This is a genomic window from Paraburkholderia ribeironis (assembly GCF_900019265.1).
In the GTDB taxonomy this organism is placed as follows: Bacteria; Pseudomonadota; Gammaproteobacteria; order Burkholderiales; family Burkholderiaceae; genus Paraburkholderia; species Paraburkholderia ribeironis.
Window position 1 is genome coordinate 50,452 of record NZ_CYGX02000042.1, and the last position, 18,689, is coordinate 69,140.

18 protein-coding genes are annotated in these 18,689 nt (G+C 64.7%); 10 read left to right on the top strand and 8 right to left on the bottom strand.

Annotated elements, in window-relative coordinates; translation table 11 throughout:
* The 8 genes from BN2475_RS19125 to BN2475_RS19160 form a co-directional block, all read right to left on the bottom strand.
* Positions 1–2,210 (bottom strand): hypothetical protein (locus tag BN2475_RS19125; protein ID WP_218023702.1); only part of this gene is annotated, 2,210 nt, incomplete at its 3' end.
* Positions 2,207–2,659 (bottom strand): phage tail protein, encoded by a 453-nt coding sequence (locus BN2475_RS19130; RefSeq protein WP_094781072.1) that lies wholly within the window; start codon positions 2,657–2,659, stop codon positions 2,207–2,209. The genes BN2475_RS19130 and BN2475_RS19125, both read right to left, overlap by 4 nt.
* Positions 2,660–2,663: 4 nt before the next feature.
* Positions 2,664–2,903: a DUF6760 family protein gene (locus tag BN2475_RS19135; RefSeq protein ID WP_342744636.1), complete on the bottom strand. Its 240-nt coding sequence runs from the start codon at positions 2,901–2,903 to the stop codon at positions 2,664–2,666.
* Positions 2,846–3,214, bottom strand: coding sequence for a hypothetical protein (locus tag BN2475_RS19140; RefSeq protein ID WP_094781073.1), 369 nt, complete (start codon positions 3,212–3,214; stop codon positions 2,846–2,848). The genes BN2475_RS19135 and BN2475_RS19140 overlap by 58 nt, the downstream gene beginning before the upstream one ends.
* Positions 3,211–3,657, bottom strand: coding sequence for a phage tail protein (locus tag BN2475_RS19145; protein WP_008923366.1), 447 nt, complete (start codon positions 3,655–3,657; stop codon positions 3,211–3,213). Before BN2475_RS19145 ends, BN2475_RS19140 begins: the two co-directional genes overlap by 4 nt.
* Positions 3,658–3,705: 48 nt before the next feature.
* Positions 3,706–4,992: a phage tail sheath family protein gene (locus tag BN2475_RS19150; RefSeq protein ID WP_094781074.1), complete on the bottom strand. Its 1,287-nt coding sequence runs from the start codon at positions 4,990–4,992 to the stop codon at positions 3,706–3,708.
* Between the two features lie 44 nt (positions 4,993–5,036).
* Entirely contained in the window at positions 5,037–6,974 is a 1,938-nt protein-coding gene (locus tag BN2475_RS19155; RefSeq protein ID WP_094781075.1) for a phage tail sheath C-terminal domain-containing protein, read from the bottom strand.
* Between the two features lie 93 nt (positions 6,975–7,067).
* The gene (locus BN2475_RS19160) at positions 7,068–7,679 is read right to left on the bottom strand and encodes a Pvc16 family protein (protein ID WP_094781076.1); all 612 of its coding nucleotides are present in this window, start codon (positions 7,677–7,679) and stop codon (positions 7,068–7,070) included.
* 571 nt (positions 7,680–8,250) lie between these two features.
* Here BN2475_RS19160 and BN2475_RS19165 point away from each other — a divergent pair.
* The 10 genes from BN2475_RS19165 to BN2475_RS19210 all read left to right on the top strand — a co-directional run bounded on the left by BN2475_RS19165 (position 8,251) and on the right by BN2475_RS19210 (position 18,687).
* A complete protein-coding gene (locus tag BN2475_RS19165) occupies positions 8,251–9,951 on the top strand; it encodes an FHA domain-containing protein (protein WP_143325816.1) in 1,701 nt (566 codons plus the stop codon).
* A 119-nt stretch (positions 9,952–10,070) separates the two neighbouring features.
* On the top strand, positions 10,071–11,519 hold the full coding sequence (locus BN2475_RS19170; protein ID WP_143325817.1) for a PP2C family protein-serine/threonine phosphatase: 1,449 nt from the start codon (positions 10,071–10,073) through the stop codon (positions 11,517–11,519).
* Positions 11,516–12,340, top strand: coding sequence for an FHA domain-containing protein (locus BN2475_RS19175; RefSeq protein WP_094781079.1), 825 nt, complete (start codon positions 11,516–11,518; stop codon positions 12,338–12,340). Before BN2475_RS19170 ends, BN2475_RS19175 begins: the two co-directional genes overlap by 4 nt.
* Before the next feature lie 8 nt (positions 12,341–12,348).
* Positions 12,349–13,320, top strand: a complete 972-nt coding sequence (locus tag BN2475_RS19180; RefSeq protein ID WP_094781080.1) for a serine/threonine-protein kinase — start codon at positions 12,349–12,351, stop codon at positions 13,318–13,320.
* Between the two features lie 74 nt (positions 13,321–13,394).
* The gene (locus BN2475_RS19185; protein WP_094781081.1) at positions 13,395–14,015 is read left to right on the top strand and encodes a hypothetical protein; all 621 of its coding nucleotides are present in this window, start codon (positions 13,395–13,397) and stop codon (positions 14,013–14,015) included.
* Positions 14,016–14,037: 22 nt separating this feature from the next.
* Complete coding sequence (locus BN2475_RS19190; protein WP_094781082.1) at positions 14,038–14,541, top strand: hypothetical protein; 504 nt, start codon at positions 14,038–14,040, stop codon at positions 14,539–14,541.
* 22 nt (positions 14,542–14,563) lie between these two features.
* Positions 14,564–15,694, top strand: a complete 1,131-nt coding sequence (locus BN2475_RS19195) for a S41 family peptidase (protein ID WP_094781083.1) — start codon at positions 14,564–14,566, stop codon at positions 15,692–15,694.
* A gap of 1 nt (position 15,695) precedes the next feature.
* Positions 15,696–17,057 carry a serine/threonine-protein kinase gene (locus BN2475_RS19200; RefSeq protein ID WP_094781084.1) on the top strand — a complete coding sequence of 454 codons (1,362 nt, stop codon included), beginning with the start codon at positions 15,696–15,698 and terminating at the stop codon, positions 17,055–17,057.
* A gap of 46 nt (positions 17,058–17,103) precedes the next feature.
* Complete coding sequence (locus BN2475_RS19205; RefSeq protein WP_094781085.1) at positions 17,104–17,493, top strand: DUF4280 domain-containing protein; 390 nt, start codon at positions 17,104–17,106, stop codon at positions 17,491–17,493.
* Between the two features lie 96 nt (positions 17,494–17,589).
* Positions 17,590–18,687 carry a hypothetical protein gene (locus BN2475_RS19210; protein WP_143325818.1) on the top strand — a complete coding sequence of 366 codons (1,098 nt, stop codon included), beginning with the start codon at positions 17,590–17,592 and terminating at the stop codon, positions 18,685–18,687.
* Positions 18,688–18,689: the final 2 nt, after the last annotated feature.

Below are 18,689 nucleotides of genomic sequence, written 5' to 3' on the forward strand. Positions count from 1 at the left end.
GCGTTCGCGGCTGTTGCGGCGGCGCGCGTGAGCGGCAGTTGCGTTTCGCGGCTGGTGGCGTTCGCGGCTGTTGCCGTGGCGTGCATGAGCGGCAGTTGCGTTTCCCAGCCGGTGGCATTCGCGGCTGTTGCCGTGGCGTGCGTGAGCGGCAGTTGCATTTGGCCGTCGACGGCGCTCGTCGGCATTGCCGTGACGTGCGCGAGCCGCGGGCGCGTTTCGCGGTCGATATCGCCGAAGCGGCCAATTACGCTCGACGGCCGCCATGTGGTGTCGTGCGCGGGCGTCATTGGATGCGGTTGGCGGCTGGCGTCGGCGGCAAGACGAATCGCGCTGGAAATCGGTGTCTTTTTCATCTTGATCGATGCGGCTGCCGGGGATTCGAACGATTGCGATCGATGCGAGACGGCGGCATCTCGCACCGGGAACGCCTTCGGTTCGGGGCGCGCTATGGCTTCGCCTTGCGGCGCTTCGATGCGATCGGAGCGCTCGAATGCGCGTGCGAGGGGCGTCGGCATCATCGCGGTGTGAGCGGCGCTTGCGATCGAGATGCGCGACAGAGATGCTTCTGATGCACAGGATCGGGCCGAAGACCCACTTGACGCGCTCGATGTTGTCGACACGCCCGGCGTGTCCGATGCAGCAGCCGTTCGCGACGCATCTTCCGTCCTCGATACGTGAGCCGCGTTTGACCCGCTGTTCGTGCTCTTCGCGTTCGATGCACTCGACACATCAGGCACGCTCGTCGCCGCGACGACCGCGCGTCGCAAAGCCAATGCCGCAGGTTCGGGCAGCGGCTCGGCGGCGCTGCGGGTTACGTGCAGCGTCGTCGGTTTTTGGGCGCGGCTCGAAGGCACGCGTGCATCCGTCGTCAGTATCTTCGACGCAGCGCGATCAGCGATGTGATTCGTCGCCGCAACAGCTTCGTGCGCCCGAGCCACCCGATCCACGCTGGCAGACGGCGCGGATAACGAAGACAGTGCCTGCTTCGAAACCATTGGCATGGGCGCAAGCGGACCCGCCGCGACGAGCTGCGTCAAACCGGACGCGGACAGCAGCGCACGCGCGAGCGGACGAGCTGTGAAGGGCGGCACGGCACGCCCGATCGAAGCACCGAACCGCTGAGCCGACCGCACAGCGCCTTCGACGGGTGCGCCACCCATCGATGCACGCGCCAATGCGCCACCGCTTTCGGGCAAGGTCGCGTAACTTGCGGCATGAGGTATGAGCGATGCAATCGGCAGTTTGTGCGTGACCTTCATAGCCACTTGCTGCATGACTTGCGCATCCGGCAGACGATCCGTCGCGTCGTGTGCTGCGATGCCGGGCGCGCCGCCCGGCATCGCCGGGCCGCATTGCATCTGCCGATCCATGAAGCGATCCGCTGCAGCGGACGCCGCATCGCGACGAACCTGCATATCCGGCGCTATTTCGACACACGCATGCTCGGGCGCACCGGGGCGCCCGGACAAAGCATGCGCGGCGTGCAGCACTATCGGTGAGCCGATGCGAGCTACGGGCGCGAGCGCGAGCGCGGCAGCAAGCGGCGTCGGCGCTGTTCGCTTGATGGGGTTCGTCTCAAGCGCCGAACGCATGACCATGCCGGCAGACGGCATCGATCCGGATGAGGAAACCGGGCCGCGCGGCACGAGCGATCCGGACATCACACGAGCGCTCGATGGCTCCGCATGGCCAGATGCATAGCTGGCTGACACTTCCGCGCCGCGCGCCGCCGCTTCATGCGAAGCGGCAAGGTCCGAATCATGCGCGGCAGCGCCGCCCGATTCCGGCGCGCGTCTCAACCCGACGGCGGCCGCATCAGCCAGATGCTTCGAGACCGCAGGCTCGTCCTTCGCTGACGGGGTGTCCCGCCGCGCAGCCGTCGAGCCTCCATGCAGCAACGGCACGGCAACATCCGCAGCGGCACTCGTGGCGAGTTCGCCGGCCTCATCCGCGACAGCAGACGCGTTCGCATCATCCCCACCGGCGCCGCAAGCCGAAGCCACTCGCCTCGCCACCACGAACGTGCGCGGTACGCCTGCGCCCTGCTCACGCCCGCCCGCGCGCCGCATCAGCATCTGCGAAAACTGCGCATGACGCGCATGAAGCGCCTCGCCGAACGATGCCCGCGCGCCATCGCGCGCCTGCGCCGACAGCGCTGTCGTCGTGTGCTGGCGCCACAGCGACGCGCCGAAGCTTTTGTCGTCGCTCATAGCATCAATCCCTGATGGACGAGTTCGACCGTCTCGAACGCCACCGCCGAGGTCGCCGCGCGCAGTTCGGGGCCCGTCCACTTCACCGGGCAAGCCTTGCGGAAGACCCAATGCGGAGCACTGCCGTCCCCGTGCGCGCCGTTGACGCAGTTGATTGTGAGGGTCACGTCGCGGCGCTGGATGGTGCCCTTCATCACACCGAGGTACCACTTCCAGAGATATGGAATGTCGCCAAAGCCGCGCTTGAGCACGATGCGCGTGCTGTATTTGGTCGGCCCGGCAAGTTGATGCTCGCCGTTGTTCCATCCGCCCTCGCGATACGTCTCGACTTCCGTCTCCATCGCAAGACCCGACACTTCAGCGAATCCGGCGACGGTTTTCTGATCGATCATCACCGAATACGCGAAGGCCAGATAGAACTCATCGGGTGTGGTGTTGCTGCTCAGCACGACGCTACTCCCATGGATCGCGCTCGCGGCGTTCGGCCTCGTCGTTGATCCGCTCGTTAATCTTCGCGACCTCGCTCACCCAGCGCCGGCGCTCGAGATGATCGAGCGTCATCAGTTGCGCGTGGGGCCAGTGAAGGTGATAGGCCAGGTAGGCTACCTCCTCGTACAACTGCTCCGGGCGGTAGCCTATCGCTCCCCCGTGGGGTCGACCTCCACCTCGAATCGCTTCTCGCAGCCGGGGCACACCACGGTCAGCCTGTCATGGCCGTGCGTGTTGATGCGCCGGTACAGATCTTCCAGATGCGCGAAGTCAGCGGCGAACAGTTCTTCGATCACGCGTGGATTGACCTGTGGCAAGTCGCCCAGACGCTTCACCACGCGCGAGAGCAGGATCACCGCGAGATAGCCGGGATTGCTCTGCACGCGAGGATCTTTCATCGGCGCGATTTCGTCGCTGGCGGTCGCAAGGCGCATCACGCCCTCGCGATGCACGATGCCGTCGGCATCCACGAAGCCGTGCGGCAGCGTGAAGCTGAATTCGGTCTGCATGCTCATTTGGTGCGATCCAGTCCTTCGTGCGTGAGCTCGATGGTGTCGATGGCTACTTCGTTCGCGGTGGCGTTGAAGCCCGGCCCGGTCCATTTGGTCGGCCATGCAGCGACGAAGTCCCATTGCGCGACGTCGTTGCCTTCATCGTCCATCAGGATGATCGAGCCGTTCTGGCGCGCCTCCTTGATCTTGCCGTCCATCACCTGCTTGCGCCATTTCCACAAGTCGAGATCATTGGTGATGCCGCGCTTCAACGTGATATTGGCGAACTTCTTGAGACCCGGCAGCTTGTGTATCGTGAGCGTCTTGTCGTCCCCTTCGCGATAGTCGATGGAGTCCGTGGCCGCATCGAGCCCGGACACTTCCCTGAAGCCTGCCCGCTGAATACCGCCGATCTGCACGCGAAACTTGAAGCCCCGAAACGGGTCTCTGCGTTCTCCGGTTGCCATGTTCCTCTCTCCTTCACACCGCCTGCGTTGATTGAAAGTCCATCCGACTCACACCTGCAACTCCGGTCCCGCGACGCTCACGCCATCGGCGCTCTGCGTGATGCGCACGATGACGAACTCCGCGGGCGCCGCGGCGGCGAGCCCCGCCATCGCGCTCACGCGACCCGCCAGGCGCTCCTCGGGCGGATTGGTTTCCGCGTCGCACTTGACGAAGTACGCCTCGGCCTGATCGCCGCCCTTGAGCGCGCCCGCGCGAAACAGATCGCTGAAGTAGCCTTCCAGCCTCTCGGCAACGGCTTTCCACAGCGTGGGGCTGTTCGGCTCGAACATCAGATCGCGCAGGTGATATTCGAGCTCGCGCCTGATCGCGAGCAGAAGCCGCGTGACGTTGACGTAGCGCAGCTCGGGCCGGTCGGAGAGCGTGCGCGCGCCCCACACGCGCAAACCCCAACCCGGCCGCTCGCGCAGGCAGTTGATGCCCGCCTGATTGAGCGCGGCCTGATCGGTGTCCGCGAGATCGAATTCAAGATCGAGCGCGCCTTCGAGCACTTCGTTGGCTGGCGGCCTGAAGACGCCCTCGCGCCGGTCGCAGCGCGCATAGACGCCCGCGATGTGCCCGCACGGCGGAACGCGCACGGTCGGCTGCCAGGCCCCTTGCGCCGGCAACGTCACGATCGGCTTCATGTCGATCCACGGGAAATACAGCGCGCCGTGCTGCGCGGGCAGCGTCTGCCATTGCTTGATGACGGCAGCGAGCGAGGCGCGCTTGCGTTCGTCCACGGCAATGTCGCCCGTCTCTTCACCCGAGGGCATCGCATCGAGCACCGCGAAGCGATTGCCCATGCGCGCGCAGTGCTCCATGGCACTCGTCTGCACCGCGAGAATCGCATCGCGCGAGTCGGGCGGATCGCCGAGCAGCGGCGACATCGCATCCGGCACGCAGACGAGATCGATCTCCTCGACGTCCTCGAGAAAGCCGCCGTGGTCGAGCGGCGCCGCGAGCAGGCGCGCGGCATCGTCGCCGCGCGCCGCCTGCACGGGCACAACGAGACAGCGTTCACCGCTGTTCTCGAAGAACCCGTGCACCGCGTGCATCAGGAACGCGCTCGCGCCGACATCGGCGTTGAAGACGCGCTCGAAGCGTTCCCAGCGGTCGAACCAGAGCGCGTGCGGCGCATCCGCCGGGAACGCGCCCGCTGCGACGAAGCCGATGAACACGGGCACGCCGCCGCTCAGCCCGTGCCGCCCCGCGAGCCCCTGCGAGCGCCACTCGATGTACAGGCCCGGCGTGCGCAGCGACTGCGCGCCCTGCTCAGCCAACGATTCAAGCTTCATGATCGGTTCCGCCGTTCATCGCTACGCGTTCTCGTCACCCGGGCTCACGACTGCCCGATGCCGGTCGACTGGGTGATGCGGAAGATCACAAATTCCGCCGGCCGCACGATGGCCACGCCGATCTCCGTAATCACCTGTCCCACGTCGCGCACTTCGGGCGGATTCAGCTCGGCATCGCATTTGACGTAGAAGGCCTGGTCAGGCGTCGTGCCGAATAGCGCGCCCGTACGCCACACGTTGGTGAGGAACGCGGTGATGTTGAGGCGAATCTTGCCCCACAGCGCCTCGTCATTCGGCTCGAAGACGATCCACTGCGTGCCCATCTCGATCGACTTCTGCAGGAACAGGAAGAGGCGCCGCACGGGCACGTACTTCCATTCGCCGTTGGCGTCCCCGCCCATGGTGCGCGCGCCCCACACGGTGACCGCGTTGTTCATGAGTCGCAGCGCATTGACGCCTTGCGGATTGAGCTCCGCCTGAATCGGCTTGCTGATGTAGTACTTCACCTCCAGCGCACCGCGCACCACACAGTTGGCCGGCGCCTTGTGCACGCCACGCTCCTCATCGGTGCGCGCATAGATACCGGCGATATGCCCGCTCGGCGCGACATACGTGCGTCCGCGGTATTTCGGGCCGACCTTGCGCGACGAATCGGAGTCCTGCAACTGTTTGGCCGGATCGACCACCTCGATGTGCGGAAAGTAGAACGCGGCGTTTTTGCTCGGGCGCGGCAAAAGCGAATCGGTACTCGAATACGACAGATTCTGAAGATAGAGGTCCTCGTCGTTGCCGTCGTTGACGACGTCTGGCGCATCGAGGATCGCGAAGCAGTTCTCCCGGTTCTCGGCGTGCGACATCAGTGCTTCCCAGGTGTCGGAATTGCGCGGCAGCCCCGGCGCGGTAATGATCGCGAGATCGTCGATCGACCTGAACTTCTCCAGCACCTTATCCAGGTCCGCGGCATCCTCGATGCGCGCGACATACGCCTTCGTTCCGCCATTCTTGAAAAAGCCGTTGACCGCGTGCGTCAGTGCGTGATGCCCCGGGAAATACGGGCTGAAAATCCACTTGTCCGGATTCGAATAAGGCTGGTCGGGCTCGTTCTTATACGCGGAGAACGTTCCGAAGCGCTGCGTGTATTCGGTGAAGTTGGTACAAAACTTGGTTTCAAGTGGATCGGGTTTGATTTCGAATTCCTGAAGAATGTAGGGCCTCAGGAACGAAGGCGCGAGCATGGCAGCATCGACGTCGCGATTCTCGAACGCTTCGTCGTCCAGTGGCGCTTCGATTGGCTCATCCACCGTCGCGCCCGGATTCGCTTGATCGCCAGGCGCGGGAGCCGGAGCCGGCGCGGGTGTCGACGCGGGTGTCGACGCCGATACCGCTTCGAATTCGGCGCGCGCCTCGTTCAGCGCCCTGGTCATATTGTCGACGGACCGGTTTAGTGCGTCAGCCTTGTCGAGCGCTTTCTGATGCGCATCCTGTGCTCCGCTGCGCGCTCGATTGGCGTCGGTCGACGCCTGCCTGGCGTCCTTCTTGTCGCCGGTTGTGTTGTCGAGTGCGGTTTTTTTCTCTTCCGCAGCGGTGTTGGCGGCGTCGAGCGCAGTTTTGGTCGTGGTGACCTCCGCCTCTGCCTCGGTCAGTTTGCGCTTCGCTTCCGCCAACTCGGCATCCTTGGCGTCGAGCGCGGTCTTCATGGCCTGCGTCGCCATATCTTGCTGAGGCTGAATCCGCTCCTCCGCCTTCGCGTCGAGCTTGCCCGCCTTCTGCAACTGCGCGCGCCGCTCGACGAGCGCCGCAATCGCGTGCGCGGCGCGGGCGACCACTGGGTCGTAGTCCGGGTTTGGCACCGGAATATAGATCTTCCTCGGCATCACGGCGATGAAGCCGACCACGTTGGTTCCAACGCTCGCGATCGGTTGCGCCGCGGACGCCACTTCCTCGACGTACACGCCCGGGGTTTGATAGGTAGCACTTGACATGGAGCAGTCCTCTTTCAGTCAATACTGCAATCGACACTCGCCGATAACGGGAAGAACCTGAGATGAAGCGGATCGAAAGCCGTCCGCCGCAGTTCAGGGCGCGGGCGGCGACTCGCCGCGCATGCGGGGGTCGTAGTAGAACACCGGCTCCTTGACGAGCTGGGTCTTCGTGACCTTGCCCACATCGACTGACAACGTAACGGTGTAGTTGATCGCGGCCTTCGGCTTGCCGCCCATCGCCTGCCAGAACTCGCCGAGGCTTTGCAGGCGCCCCGGCTGCAAAGCGCTGACGGGCAGCGGCATGTCGCTGTCCTTCAGGCTGCCGTGCAGCACCTTCTCCGGCAGCGCGCGATGCCGTAACAGCACGCGCATCACTTCGCCAAGCAGGCGATGCTCGTCCTCCGCCGGACTCGCGAGACCTTCACGCGGCCACGCGGTAATCAGATAGGAAGCGTCAATGCGAACGGGCGCCATGGTGCGCAACACGCTGCCGTCCTCGCGGCGATCGAATTGAAATTCGTGGCTGCGCAACTCGGTGTTCTCCCGCACGTCGTAAAGAAACAGGTCGATGGCGGGTGTCGTGACCGACTGCGGCGGGAACTGATCGTCGGGTGCCTCGAAGCTCACCTGGATCTGATGCGCGAGGCCGGGAGACAGTTCGCTCTTCAGCAAGGCGGCGAGTGTCTCGTCGAGATCGTCTAGCATGGTTACCTCTCGCTTGAGCTTCGACTGCTGCCACACATCGTCATGACGTGTAGTACGGTATCCTAACTTTACGTTCAGGACCAACCAGTGACGAACCATTGCAGAGATAGATGACGCACCTTCGGAAGCCAGGCAGCTGCGGATGCGTGGCCGAGATCGGCGTATCGATGCCGGCAACCTCTATCCGATGTGCTCTATCTCTACTTGCAAGTCATGGTGGCAACCCGGCGCATCACGTTTGGAAGCGCCTTGTGTGTAAAACGCACGTGGAAGGCCGCAATTGAAAAACACGCACCCCAAGATCGTTCTGCATTGGCATGGTAGCAACTCGGAAAGGGTAAGTGGACACGCAAAAGCTGAGTGTACTTTTGCACTTTCACACAGTCCCGATCCGTTTGGCGCGCGGCATGAAAATCTTTCAGCGAATGTTTAGTTAACCAAAGTACTTAACCGAACATCGCACGACTTCATTCCGACGCGCCCGTCCCGGCGAACCTAAGCACAGACAGGCGCGAAGGCATTGACCTTGTGCGCCCGACTCATCCGCACCCTGGCCACGAGCGGAGGCATCGTGTCACATCGACGAATCAAATCAGCATTGCGCATGCTGTGCTCGGGCGCTCCCGGTCTCGTTCTTGGCCTCGTGACCGCCACCGCGTGCGCCGCGCCTCTCCAGGCAGTCGCGGTCAGCCAGCCGGAACCGGGCAACGTCACGGTGACGGTGCGCGCGCCGGGCGCGGTGCCCTCGGCTGACGCCTTCACCTTGCAATTGCCGGGTGCGGACACGGCGCCGACCAGGGTTGCGGCGCAGTCCGTCGAAGCGGTCAAGGCGCTGCCGCCCGATCTCGCCACCGCAGTCCTGCTGTGCGTGGACCGCAGCGGCTCGATGCATTCGGCAGTGCCGGCGATCAAGGCCGCGCTGAAGGATGTACTCGCCCGGCCGCGCCCGGACCTGCGCATCGCGTTGATGTCGTTCGGCTCCGATACGCCCGCGCCGACGCCTTTTTACAGCGAGTCCACGCCCGTCATCCAAGCCGTCGACGCGATCCGAGCCGAGACCGGACGCGACGGCAAGACACGCCTTTACGACGCGCTCAACATCGGCATGTCGGCGCTCGCCAATGCGCCGCTACGAGGGCCGAAGCGTCTTATCGTCATCACCGACGGCAAGGACGAAGGCAGCCAGACGCGCTTCGATGTGCTCTCAGTGCTCCTGAAGGGACGCGGCCAGCCGATGGATGCGATCGCGTTCGGGCAATCGGCGCAAAACGCATCGTCAAGACTCGCGACGCTCGCGAGCAAGAGCAGCGGCGCGTTCGTGCTCGCGACGAGTCCATCGAGTCTCGCCGAAGCGCTGCGCGACGATCTCGGCACCGCGCCTGCGCCGGCCTACGAGGTCAGATTTCACTACGATGCGGCGCCGGGCGTGCCACCGCTGCAATCGGCCCAACTCGTCTACGCGGCAGGCGCAGGCGCGCCGCCCGCGCTGATATCGATTCGCGCCGGGCTTGCCGCACCCGCGCCGGCCGCCACTCGAGCGTCGCCGTCGTCGGCCGCGATTCGACCGTCACCGTCGCCGGTCGTTGCGTCGGCGGTTGCGTCGGCCGTTGCGTCGGCCGTTGCGTCGGCCGAGCAAGCCGCGCCCGCGAGCGTGCGCGAGGCAGCGTCGAAGACGGAATCCGCGAACCCGACATCCTCCACGAGCGGGAGCTTCATCACGATCGGCTCGGTCAAGATCGACGTCAAGATCGGCTTCAGTGTGCTGGTCGGGCTGGCGACGGCGCTTTCCGTTCTCGCCTACGCGCTGCGCAGGAAGCGCACCCGCGTGCCGCCGCCCGACGAACCGCGTGCGCCGGAGCCGAAGCAGCAACGCCAGGCCACCCGCATCGGCGCGATGTTTCCGTCGCCCTCGCCCGGCCGTCCCGCCGCGCTGCTCGTCAACGAAGGCTCGCGGCGCGCGAGCAGTTCGTATGCGATCGAAAAGCCCAATGTGCGCATCGGCGCGGACGAAGCGAACGATCTCGTCATGCGCGATTACTACGTGTCGCGCAAGCACGCCAACATCCGCTTCGAGTCGGGGACGCTCTATCTCAGCGATCTCGGCTCGAGCAACGGCACGTTTCTCAACGGCGAGCGTGTGTCGCGGGTGATGACGCTCAATCCCGGCGACAGGATCCGCTTTGGCCACACGACCTGGGAAGTGCTGCGCGCCGACGATGCGAGAAATCAGCCTCGAAACTCGGGCGAGAGAGTCGAGCGGCCGGTGCCGTGAGCCGGATACGGGAGCAGGACGTGCACGAAACGAGCGGGATCCACGGCGCTGATGCAGGCGCTGATGCAAGCGCTGATGCAGGTCATGACGCGGGCGTGCAGGCGCGCGAGAGGCCGCGCGTGACGAGTACCCACGCGCGGCGGTGGTCGGTCGGGCAGCGCTCGGAGACGGGCTACGTGCGCAGCGAGAACCAGGATCGCATGAGCTGGATCCGCACGAGCGCCGCCGACGTGTTCGTGGTCTCCGACGGCATGGGTGGTCATGCCGGTGGCGCGACCGCAGCGACGCTCACCGTGCAGGTGCTGCAGGACGAGTTGCAAGCGCTGGACTCACTCGCGCAGGCGGATCAGGCGCTCGTACGCGCGCTGCAGACGGCCAACGCGGCGGTGCACGCACGCGGCCAGACGCCGAATCCGGCGCTCGCGGGCATGGGTGCGACTGCCGTCGTATTGCTCGCGGCGGGCGAGCGGATCATGCTCGCGCACGTCGGCGACAGCCGTGCGTATCGACTCGACCGGCACGGCGTGCTGCATCGGCTGACGAAGGATCACAGCGTCGTGCAGCGGATGGTCGATGCCGGCACGCTCAGCAGCCGCGACGCCGAGCATCATCCGGACGCGAGCCTGCTGGAGCGCGCGCTGGGGCAGGCGCCACACGTGACGGTCGACGTGAGTGGCTGGATCACGGTGCGGCGCGGCGAGCTCTGCATGCTGTGCTCGGATGGACTATGCGGCTATGTCGACGACCACGCGATCGCGTCGGCAATGCGCGAAGGCGGCGCGCCGCAGACGATTGCCGATCGGCTAGTGCTGCTCGCGCTACATGCTGGTGGGGAGGACAACGTGACAGTGCAGGTGCTTCGCTGCGGCGAGGAGCATCGGGCGAACTGGCGGCGCTGGATCGGGCGTGGCGCGCTCGCGGCGCTTTGCGCGGCGGCGGCCGCAATGGTATGGAGCGGGTGGCTGGGATTCAGTGCCGGCCGGGACGACACAGCCGGCGGCCCGGTGCAGGCAGCGGGGACGGCCGCGGCGCGAGCCGGCCGGTTCGTGACTGCTCCAGCGGCAAGCGCCGCCGCCTCGCGCGATGCATCAATCGCCGCGCTCGAGCGTGCGCGGCAAGCGATCGCCGAGCGCTTCCTTCACGAAGACGCGCTGTTGATGCAGAAACTCGATGCGCTGCTCAAAGAGCGTGATGCGGCGCGTGGTGACGCCGCAGCCGCAGCCGCAGCTTCGGGCGCTTTGGTGCCCGCGAAAGTGGCGAGCGAAGCGCATGAAGTGAGCGCTGCGGGCGCGCGCAATGCGGCAGTCGCAGCCAACGCCGTGCAAGGCGTGAACCCGACGCTGGGAGCAAGCGCATCGAGGGCATCGAACGACACTTCGACGACCAGGGCGCAATCCAACACCACTCGCCACCCCGCCGCGGCCATCGCGCACAAGCCCCCGGCGAAACGCGCGCAGCGCCCCACGCCGAGGGCCGTCGCGCAAGAGCAGCCCGCGAGCGCCGCCAATGCCTCAAACGAACCGCAATCCGCCGACAGCGACGGCCAGACAGTGGAGATCAAGCAATGAGCAACAAGTCAATCAAGGACATCGTCGGTCTGTTCCGGGGTGGCAAAGGCTCGTCGTCCACGGGCGGCAGCGGCTCCGAAACCGTGTGCCCGAAAGGACATCCGATGGACCCGAGTTGGACGCACTGTCCGCGCTGCGAAGCGGAGAGCCGAGCCAATGAACCCTCGGGCGCAACGTCTTCCCACCATTCCTTCGACGATCCCGACACCAGGAGCCCCACCATGTCATCGCGCCAACACACCGTCGTCCCCGGCGGCACCTCGTCCGACGCATCCGCCACCCGGCAGGATAGCGGTTACGACAGCCCGTCCCACGGCTCATCCGCGAGCACGCGCCGCTCGTCGCGCCGCAAGATCACCGGCGTGCTCGTGACCTTCACCTGGGAGCATCAAGGCGACCTCTTCGTGCTCTACGAAGGCCGCAACGTGATTGGCACGGGCACTGTGGAAAGCGAAGGCGGACGGCCCTGCGACGTGCTGCTCACAGTCGACGCGACCATGTCCAACGAGCACGCCGTGATCCTCTGCCGCGCGGGCCGCCACGAGTTGTTCGACAGCCGCAGCACCAACGGAACTTACGCCGATGACCAGTTCGTCGAAAGTGCGGGCGTGATGCTGCGCGACGGCGCGCGTATCAAGACCGGCGAGACGGTATGGCTGTTCCGCAAGATCGAGTCCGACGACGCGCCCGCGCATCAGGGCCACGTCCGCAACGAAGGCCACGAAGACCATCGCCGCGAGGAGGCGCCTCGCCAGGCTTCCGAATGGAACGAGCCGCGCGACCCGCATCGGCCGTCGCGTGACGATTCGCGCATCGGCTAGGCACGGTCATGAGCTTTCGCCAGGGACAACGCGTCGGCCCTTATGTGATCGAGCGCAAGCTCGGCGCGGGCGGCATGGCGAGCGTCTGGCTCGCGTACGACGAGAAGCGCGCGCAAAACGTCGCCATCAAGATCATGGCCGATGCGATCGACGCGCAAAGCCAGCTCACCGCGCGCTTCCTCGACGAGATCCGCCATCACGCGCTGCTGCGTCATCCGGGCATCGTGACCGTGCTCGACGTATTCAGCGTCGGCGGGCAGCCGTGCCTCGTGATGGATCTCGCGCCCGGCGGCTCGCTTGCATCGCTGCTCGACGAGCGCGACGGCCGGCGCCTGCCGGTTGACGAAGCGCTGCCGCTCATCGGCGAAGTACTCGACGCGCTCGACTATGCGCATCGACAGGGCATGGTGCATCGGGACGTGAAGCCGTCGAACGTATTGCTCGATGCCTCAAAGCGGCACGCGCTGCTGTCGGACTTCGGCATCGCGCTGGCGGCGGGCGAGCGAAGGCGCACGCGTGCGGGGCAATCGGTCGGCACCACTGCGTACATGAGTCCGGAGCAGATTCGAGCGACCGGCACGATCGACTTTCGCTCGGACGTGTACAGCGTTGGCTGCGTGCTCTACGAACTGCTCACCGGCCGGCCGCCCTTCGTCGCCGATGGCGCCGACGCGTCCAAAACCGACGACGCCACCGCCCGCGCCGAAGTGCTCGGCATGCACATGACGAAAAAGCCCGTGCCGCCGCATCGCCGCGTGCTCACGATTCCGCATCACGTGAGCGAGCTGATCATGCGCGCGCTCGAAAAGGATCCCGCGCACCGCGTGCCGGGCTGCGCCGAGTTCAAGCGGCTTCTGAACGCGCCCACCAACTGGCGCAGCCGCGTGCCGGACTGGCTGCGCTCGCCGATCGGCATCGCGGCGGCGATCGCGTTCGCAGCGGCGGCCGTGCTGGGCGCGATGGCCGTCATGAGCTCATGAGGGTCGGCAACAGCGCGATGTGCGCACGCCAATGAATCAGGATTGCCAATCAATTGCAACACACACAGGAGGACATGATGATCAAACCGTTCAGCATTATTTTACTGAGCGCAATCAGCGCGGGATGTGCCACCACCGAGCAGACCGCGGCGCTCGAATGCGGCGCAGGCGGCGCGGGCGCGGCGTTTCTCATCTGCAAGCTCGCGGGCGGCAGCGACGCGCACTGCGTGGCGGCGGGCGGTGGCGTCGGTGCAATCAGCGCTGCGGGCTGCTACGCGTGGTCCTCGAAATTGAAGAAGGAGCGCGATGCGCTCGCGGGCCACGAGAACGATCTCGATGCGCGGCTCACCTATGTGCGCAATGTGAACGCGACCATGTCGGAATACAACGAAAAGCTCAGGAAGCAGGTCGCGGATCTCTCTCGGCATTCGTCCGCCACCACGCAGCAGATCAGTCAAACAAGCGGCGAACAGACGCAGCTCACCAATCAACGCAAGCAGATCAACGCAGCGCTCAACGACGCGAAAAGCAGCATCGACGAACAGCAAAAAGCGCTCGCCGACATGCACGCGTTCCAGGCACAGCATGCGAGCACATCGCCAAGTCTCGCGGCGGAAATCAAGCGCGAGGAAGCGATCCTGGAGGAAACGCAGCGCCAGGCCAACGCGCTCGCGAATCTGCGGCAGAACGTCTGAGGCGCTTTCATCGATGGTTATCATGAGACACACGATCATGAATCGCTTCATTGCTTCACTCGGTTGCGTGTTCGTCTGCGCGACGTGGGGCTGCACGATCGCCGGGCAGTACAAGGACATCCACGCGACCGAAGACCGGGTCACCGTCAAGACGGAACAGCTCCAGCAGGAGGTAGGGACGCATTCGCAGCTTCAGGCGAAGATGAAGAAGCTAAGCGACGATCTCGCCGACGAGATGCTGACGAGCGCTCAGCTCGACGCGCGCCTTGAAGCGCTGCAAAAGCAAAACCAGCAGCTGGCCACTGACAACGAGAACAAGCGCAGGCAACGCGACGCGCTGACGAAGGAGCTCGCGGACTATCGCGCGCAGGTTGCCGCGATCAACGCAAACAATGCGGCGATCAAGGCGAACACTGCGGCGACGGGTGCAAGGACGCAGGCGGCACAAGAAGCCCAGCAAAGGCAGCTGGATGAACTGAAGCAACGCATCCGCACGCGCCTGCTCGCCCTTGCGCAAGGCGGCTGAACAGGCGGCGTGCGTTCGAGCAATGAACACGACAACGCTCCTCGCCCTGCCCTTCGCGCTCGTGTTGGGCGCATGCGGCCCGGGCCGCGACAAGCCCATCGCGAGCACGGCCTCGCCCGCCAGTTCGCCGGATACGCTCGCGAACGCAACGCGTCTGTATGACGACGCGCTCAACGTGATCGCGGCCCGCTTTCTCTATGCGCCGGCCGATCCGCAGCGGGTGGCGCAGGATGCGTTGAACGCCTATCTGACCTCGCGCGATCCCTGGTCGGGCCGTCTCACCCGCGACGAATACGCGCGCTACCGCGCCGTGAACGACGGCGGCTTTGGCGGCATCGATATGGAGTTGGAGCGGCTGCACGACGGCGACACGCTTTGCTATCCCGAGCCGCTCGGCCCGGCCGCAAAGGCGGGCATCCGCGCGGGCGAGACGCTCGTTTCCATCGATGGCTCGGCGGTGCGCGGCAAGCCGCTCGCTCTTGTCGCCGCGCTCGCGACCGGTCGCGAGGGCACGCCGGTCGAGCTGGTCGTGGCGGGCGCGGACGGCGCGCGGCGGCCGGTGCGCGTGGTGCGCGCTCATATCGACCATCCGGACGTGACCGAGTCCGGCGAAAACGGCCTGCATGTGCTGAGGATCGCGCGCTTCACGACCAGCACGCGCAGTCTCGTCGCGGCAGCGATCAAGGGCTGGGACGCGAAAGAAGCCGTCGTCATCGACTTGCGCGGCTGCGGCGGCGGCAGCTTTTTCGCTGCGCTCGACACCGCGATGCTCTTTCTCAAGGAAGGCGCACCGATCGTCACCGTCACCGAGCGTAGCGCTGCGCGCGCCTATGCGAGCACGCGCACGCCGGACTTCGGGCCGCGCCCGATCTACATCTGGCAGGACGCGCATACCGCGAGCGCCGCCGAAGTGCTGACGGGTGCACTCGTCGACAACGGTCTTGCTGTGTCGATCGGCGAGCCGAGCGCCGGCAAGGGCACGCGGCAGGATGTCGTGGAACTGGCTGACGGCTCGGCGCTGATCCTCACCACGGGCACGATGTCGACGCCGCGTGGCTTCGCCTTCGACAGCCGCGGCCTCGCGCCGACGCGCCCGCTTGCGCATTCCTCCGATACGGCGGCGTACGCACGCGCCACACCTGCGAGTCAATGACATGTCCGACACCCGCGACACCCTCGACGCACGCGACGCCACTGACGCGAGCCTGATCGGCAGAACGATCCGCGACAAGTACGTCATGATCAGGCGGCTCGGCGAAGGCGGCATGGGCCGCGTTTACCTCGCCGAACTGGAGAAAGCACGGGCCCGCAAGTTCGCCGTCAAGCTGCTGCGCCCCGAACTCACCGGCGACGCGAGCTTCAGGCGGCGCTTTCACGACGAAGCGCAACATCAGGCCGGGCTCGATCACGAAAACATCGTCGAGATGGTCGATTACTTCGAGCTGAACGGCGACTACTACCTCGTGCTCGACTATGTCGACGGCCAGCCGCTCTCCGACATGATCGAGGCGCAGCAAGGCAAGGGGCTACCCGAGAAGCAGGCGCTTTCGATCATCACGGGCGTGCTGAGCGGGCTCGACTGCGCGCATCAGAAAGGCATCGTGCATCGCGACGTCAAACCGTCGAACGTGCTCGTCGACGCGCGTGGGCGCGCACGCATCACTGACTTCGGCATCGCCACCGATGCGCTCGGGCTGACGCGCACGCGCGGCGGACAGGTGATCGGTACGCCCGAGTACATGAGTCCCGAGCAGTTGAGCGGGCACGCCGCGATCGATCATCGCTCCGACGTGTTCTCGGCGGGCGTCATGCTCTATCAGATGCTCACCGGCCAATTGCCGTTCAACGGCGACTCGTTCCAGTCGATTCAGGCGCAGCAGGTATCGAGCCCTGTGCCCAATCCACGTTCGGTGAACCCGAAGATCCCGAAGCGGCTCGCGGAGATCGTTCGGCGCGCCATGCAGAAAAGCCCCGCTGACCGCTTTCATGGCGGGCCGCAATTCATCGCGGCGATCGAGTCCTACCGACGGCGAGGCACGTGGAAATACGTGATGGTGTCGGCGTGCGTGCTGGCGGCGGCGGGCGTCTATGTCGCGCAGGCGACCGTCGTGAACATGCACGTCGTGCGCGAAGCGGTTCATACGGCGGCGCACGACTACAACATCCTGTGCCGCGAACAGCAGCTCAAAGTGAAGAACCAGAACGGCAAGGCCATCTCGGACAAGGCCGGCGAGTCGGACCTCTCCGAGACCTTCACGAGAAACATCAGGCGCAACGACCAGAACATGCGCCGCGGCGCACGCGAGTACGGCGACGTGTTCGAGAAGATGACCCAAATTAACCAGTGGACCGTGCGGCATGCGTTGAACGAGGTTGACCCAGTGCCGGACATGGCGCCCGTTCGCCAGGCCGTGGCGGCCGATTACGATGCGTACACGGCGCACGGCGCCCGGCCCACCGTCGACACGATGCTACCGCGCTGTCAAGCGCTGGGTTACGACTGGAAAGACCAGTGACGAAGCATGCTGCGATGACGAGGTCATCGCGAAGGAGAACCGGATCATGCCGCAGCAAGTGACGATGGGCGCGATGCTCCAATGCACCTTCGGGCTCACGCCCGCCACACTAACCGTGTTGCCCGTCAACCGCGTGATGGCCGAAGGGCCGCCCGCCGCGACGATTCAGGATCATGTGCCGCTCGTCAACATCGGCACATTCGGGATGTGCGCGTCGCCGGCGAACCCGGTGGTCATTTCAGCGACGGCCGCGAAGCTTGGTGTTTTCACGCCGATGCCGTGCATTCCCGCGACGACGACGCCCTGGGTCGCCGGCGCGCCGACGGTGATGATCGGAGGGATACCGGCGCTCGACAACGTGTCGCAGTGCATGTGCATGTGGGGAGGTGTGGTGACTGTCGTGAACCCGGGGACAGTCAGGACGGAGGTCGAGTGAGCGGGAAAAAGCGGACGACCAACGCGCTTTGAATTTCAAAATCAAGGTGTGTGGCACGTTATAGAGAGAGGCGGCGGCCGCAAAACGGAGGCGGCAATGACGATTTTGCAGTTACAGATGACCGTACAAGAAACTCGGATCAAGCTCGCGTGGATGGGTCAAATATGCCGGACTTATTGTGTCGACCGGGAACGACTCGACGCCGCCGGGCGCGATGTTCGCGGAGTTCTTCAAACCATCGCGAACGAATACGTATGCCGCGAAGCGTCATATTTGCCTTATCTTCCGACGCTCGCACGCGCCGGAGAGCGCCTCAATGCGGCCTTGTTCGATTCGAGCGATGCAGGCGATCCCGGAGAAGAAGTGTGCGCCTTCCTGAGTACGCTAAAGCACCGTACATCGCTAAGCATATACTCCGATTCCACCGTCCATCTTCCGTGGAACTTTGTTTTCAGTGCCGATCCGGAAACGATGTCGCCGGCGACCGGAGAGATATCCGACTTCAACTCGTTCTGGGCTAACCGGTTCAAGATCCGCGCCCGCTTTCACCAGGCCGCTCTGCCGCCGAAGCAACCCATCCATCGATCAAGCGTCAAAACACTGTTAGCGCTTCACGAAAAGCGGTTCAGAGACGCTACCCGGGCGCTTGAGGACAGTCCAGAACTGCAGGCGAAGATCGACAAGCTTCTCGGCCACGAAGTCGGATTTGCGGACAACTGGTTCGACTGCAAATCGAAGTGGCGCAACGTGAAGAACGACGACAGCATCATTTATATATTCGCGCATTCGAACGGCAAGAAGCTTACATTGAGGGACGACAATCCGGCGGATCCGTACCCTGATCCGGATAGATACCAGCTTGATCCCAACGGTTTCTCTGCCTGCTTCAAAAAGGACAAAAGCAACACGACCAACACGTTGTGTTTTATTAACGGCTGCCGCACGGCGGACGGTGACTGGGGAAACGGCTTTTTGTCCGTGACTTCGACACACGGATTCCAGGGGTTTATCGGCTCAGAAGCCGAAATTCCCAACGATAGTGCCACGCGCTATGCGGTCGAATTCCTTACCGAGCTTCTTGAAAAAGGTAGCTCGGTGGATCGCGCTTACGAAAAAAGCCGAAGAAGCTGCTTTCCGATGAGTCTTTGGTACTCGTGCTACGCCTATCCCGGATTCCGGATATCGGAGCGCTAATC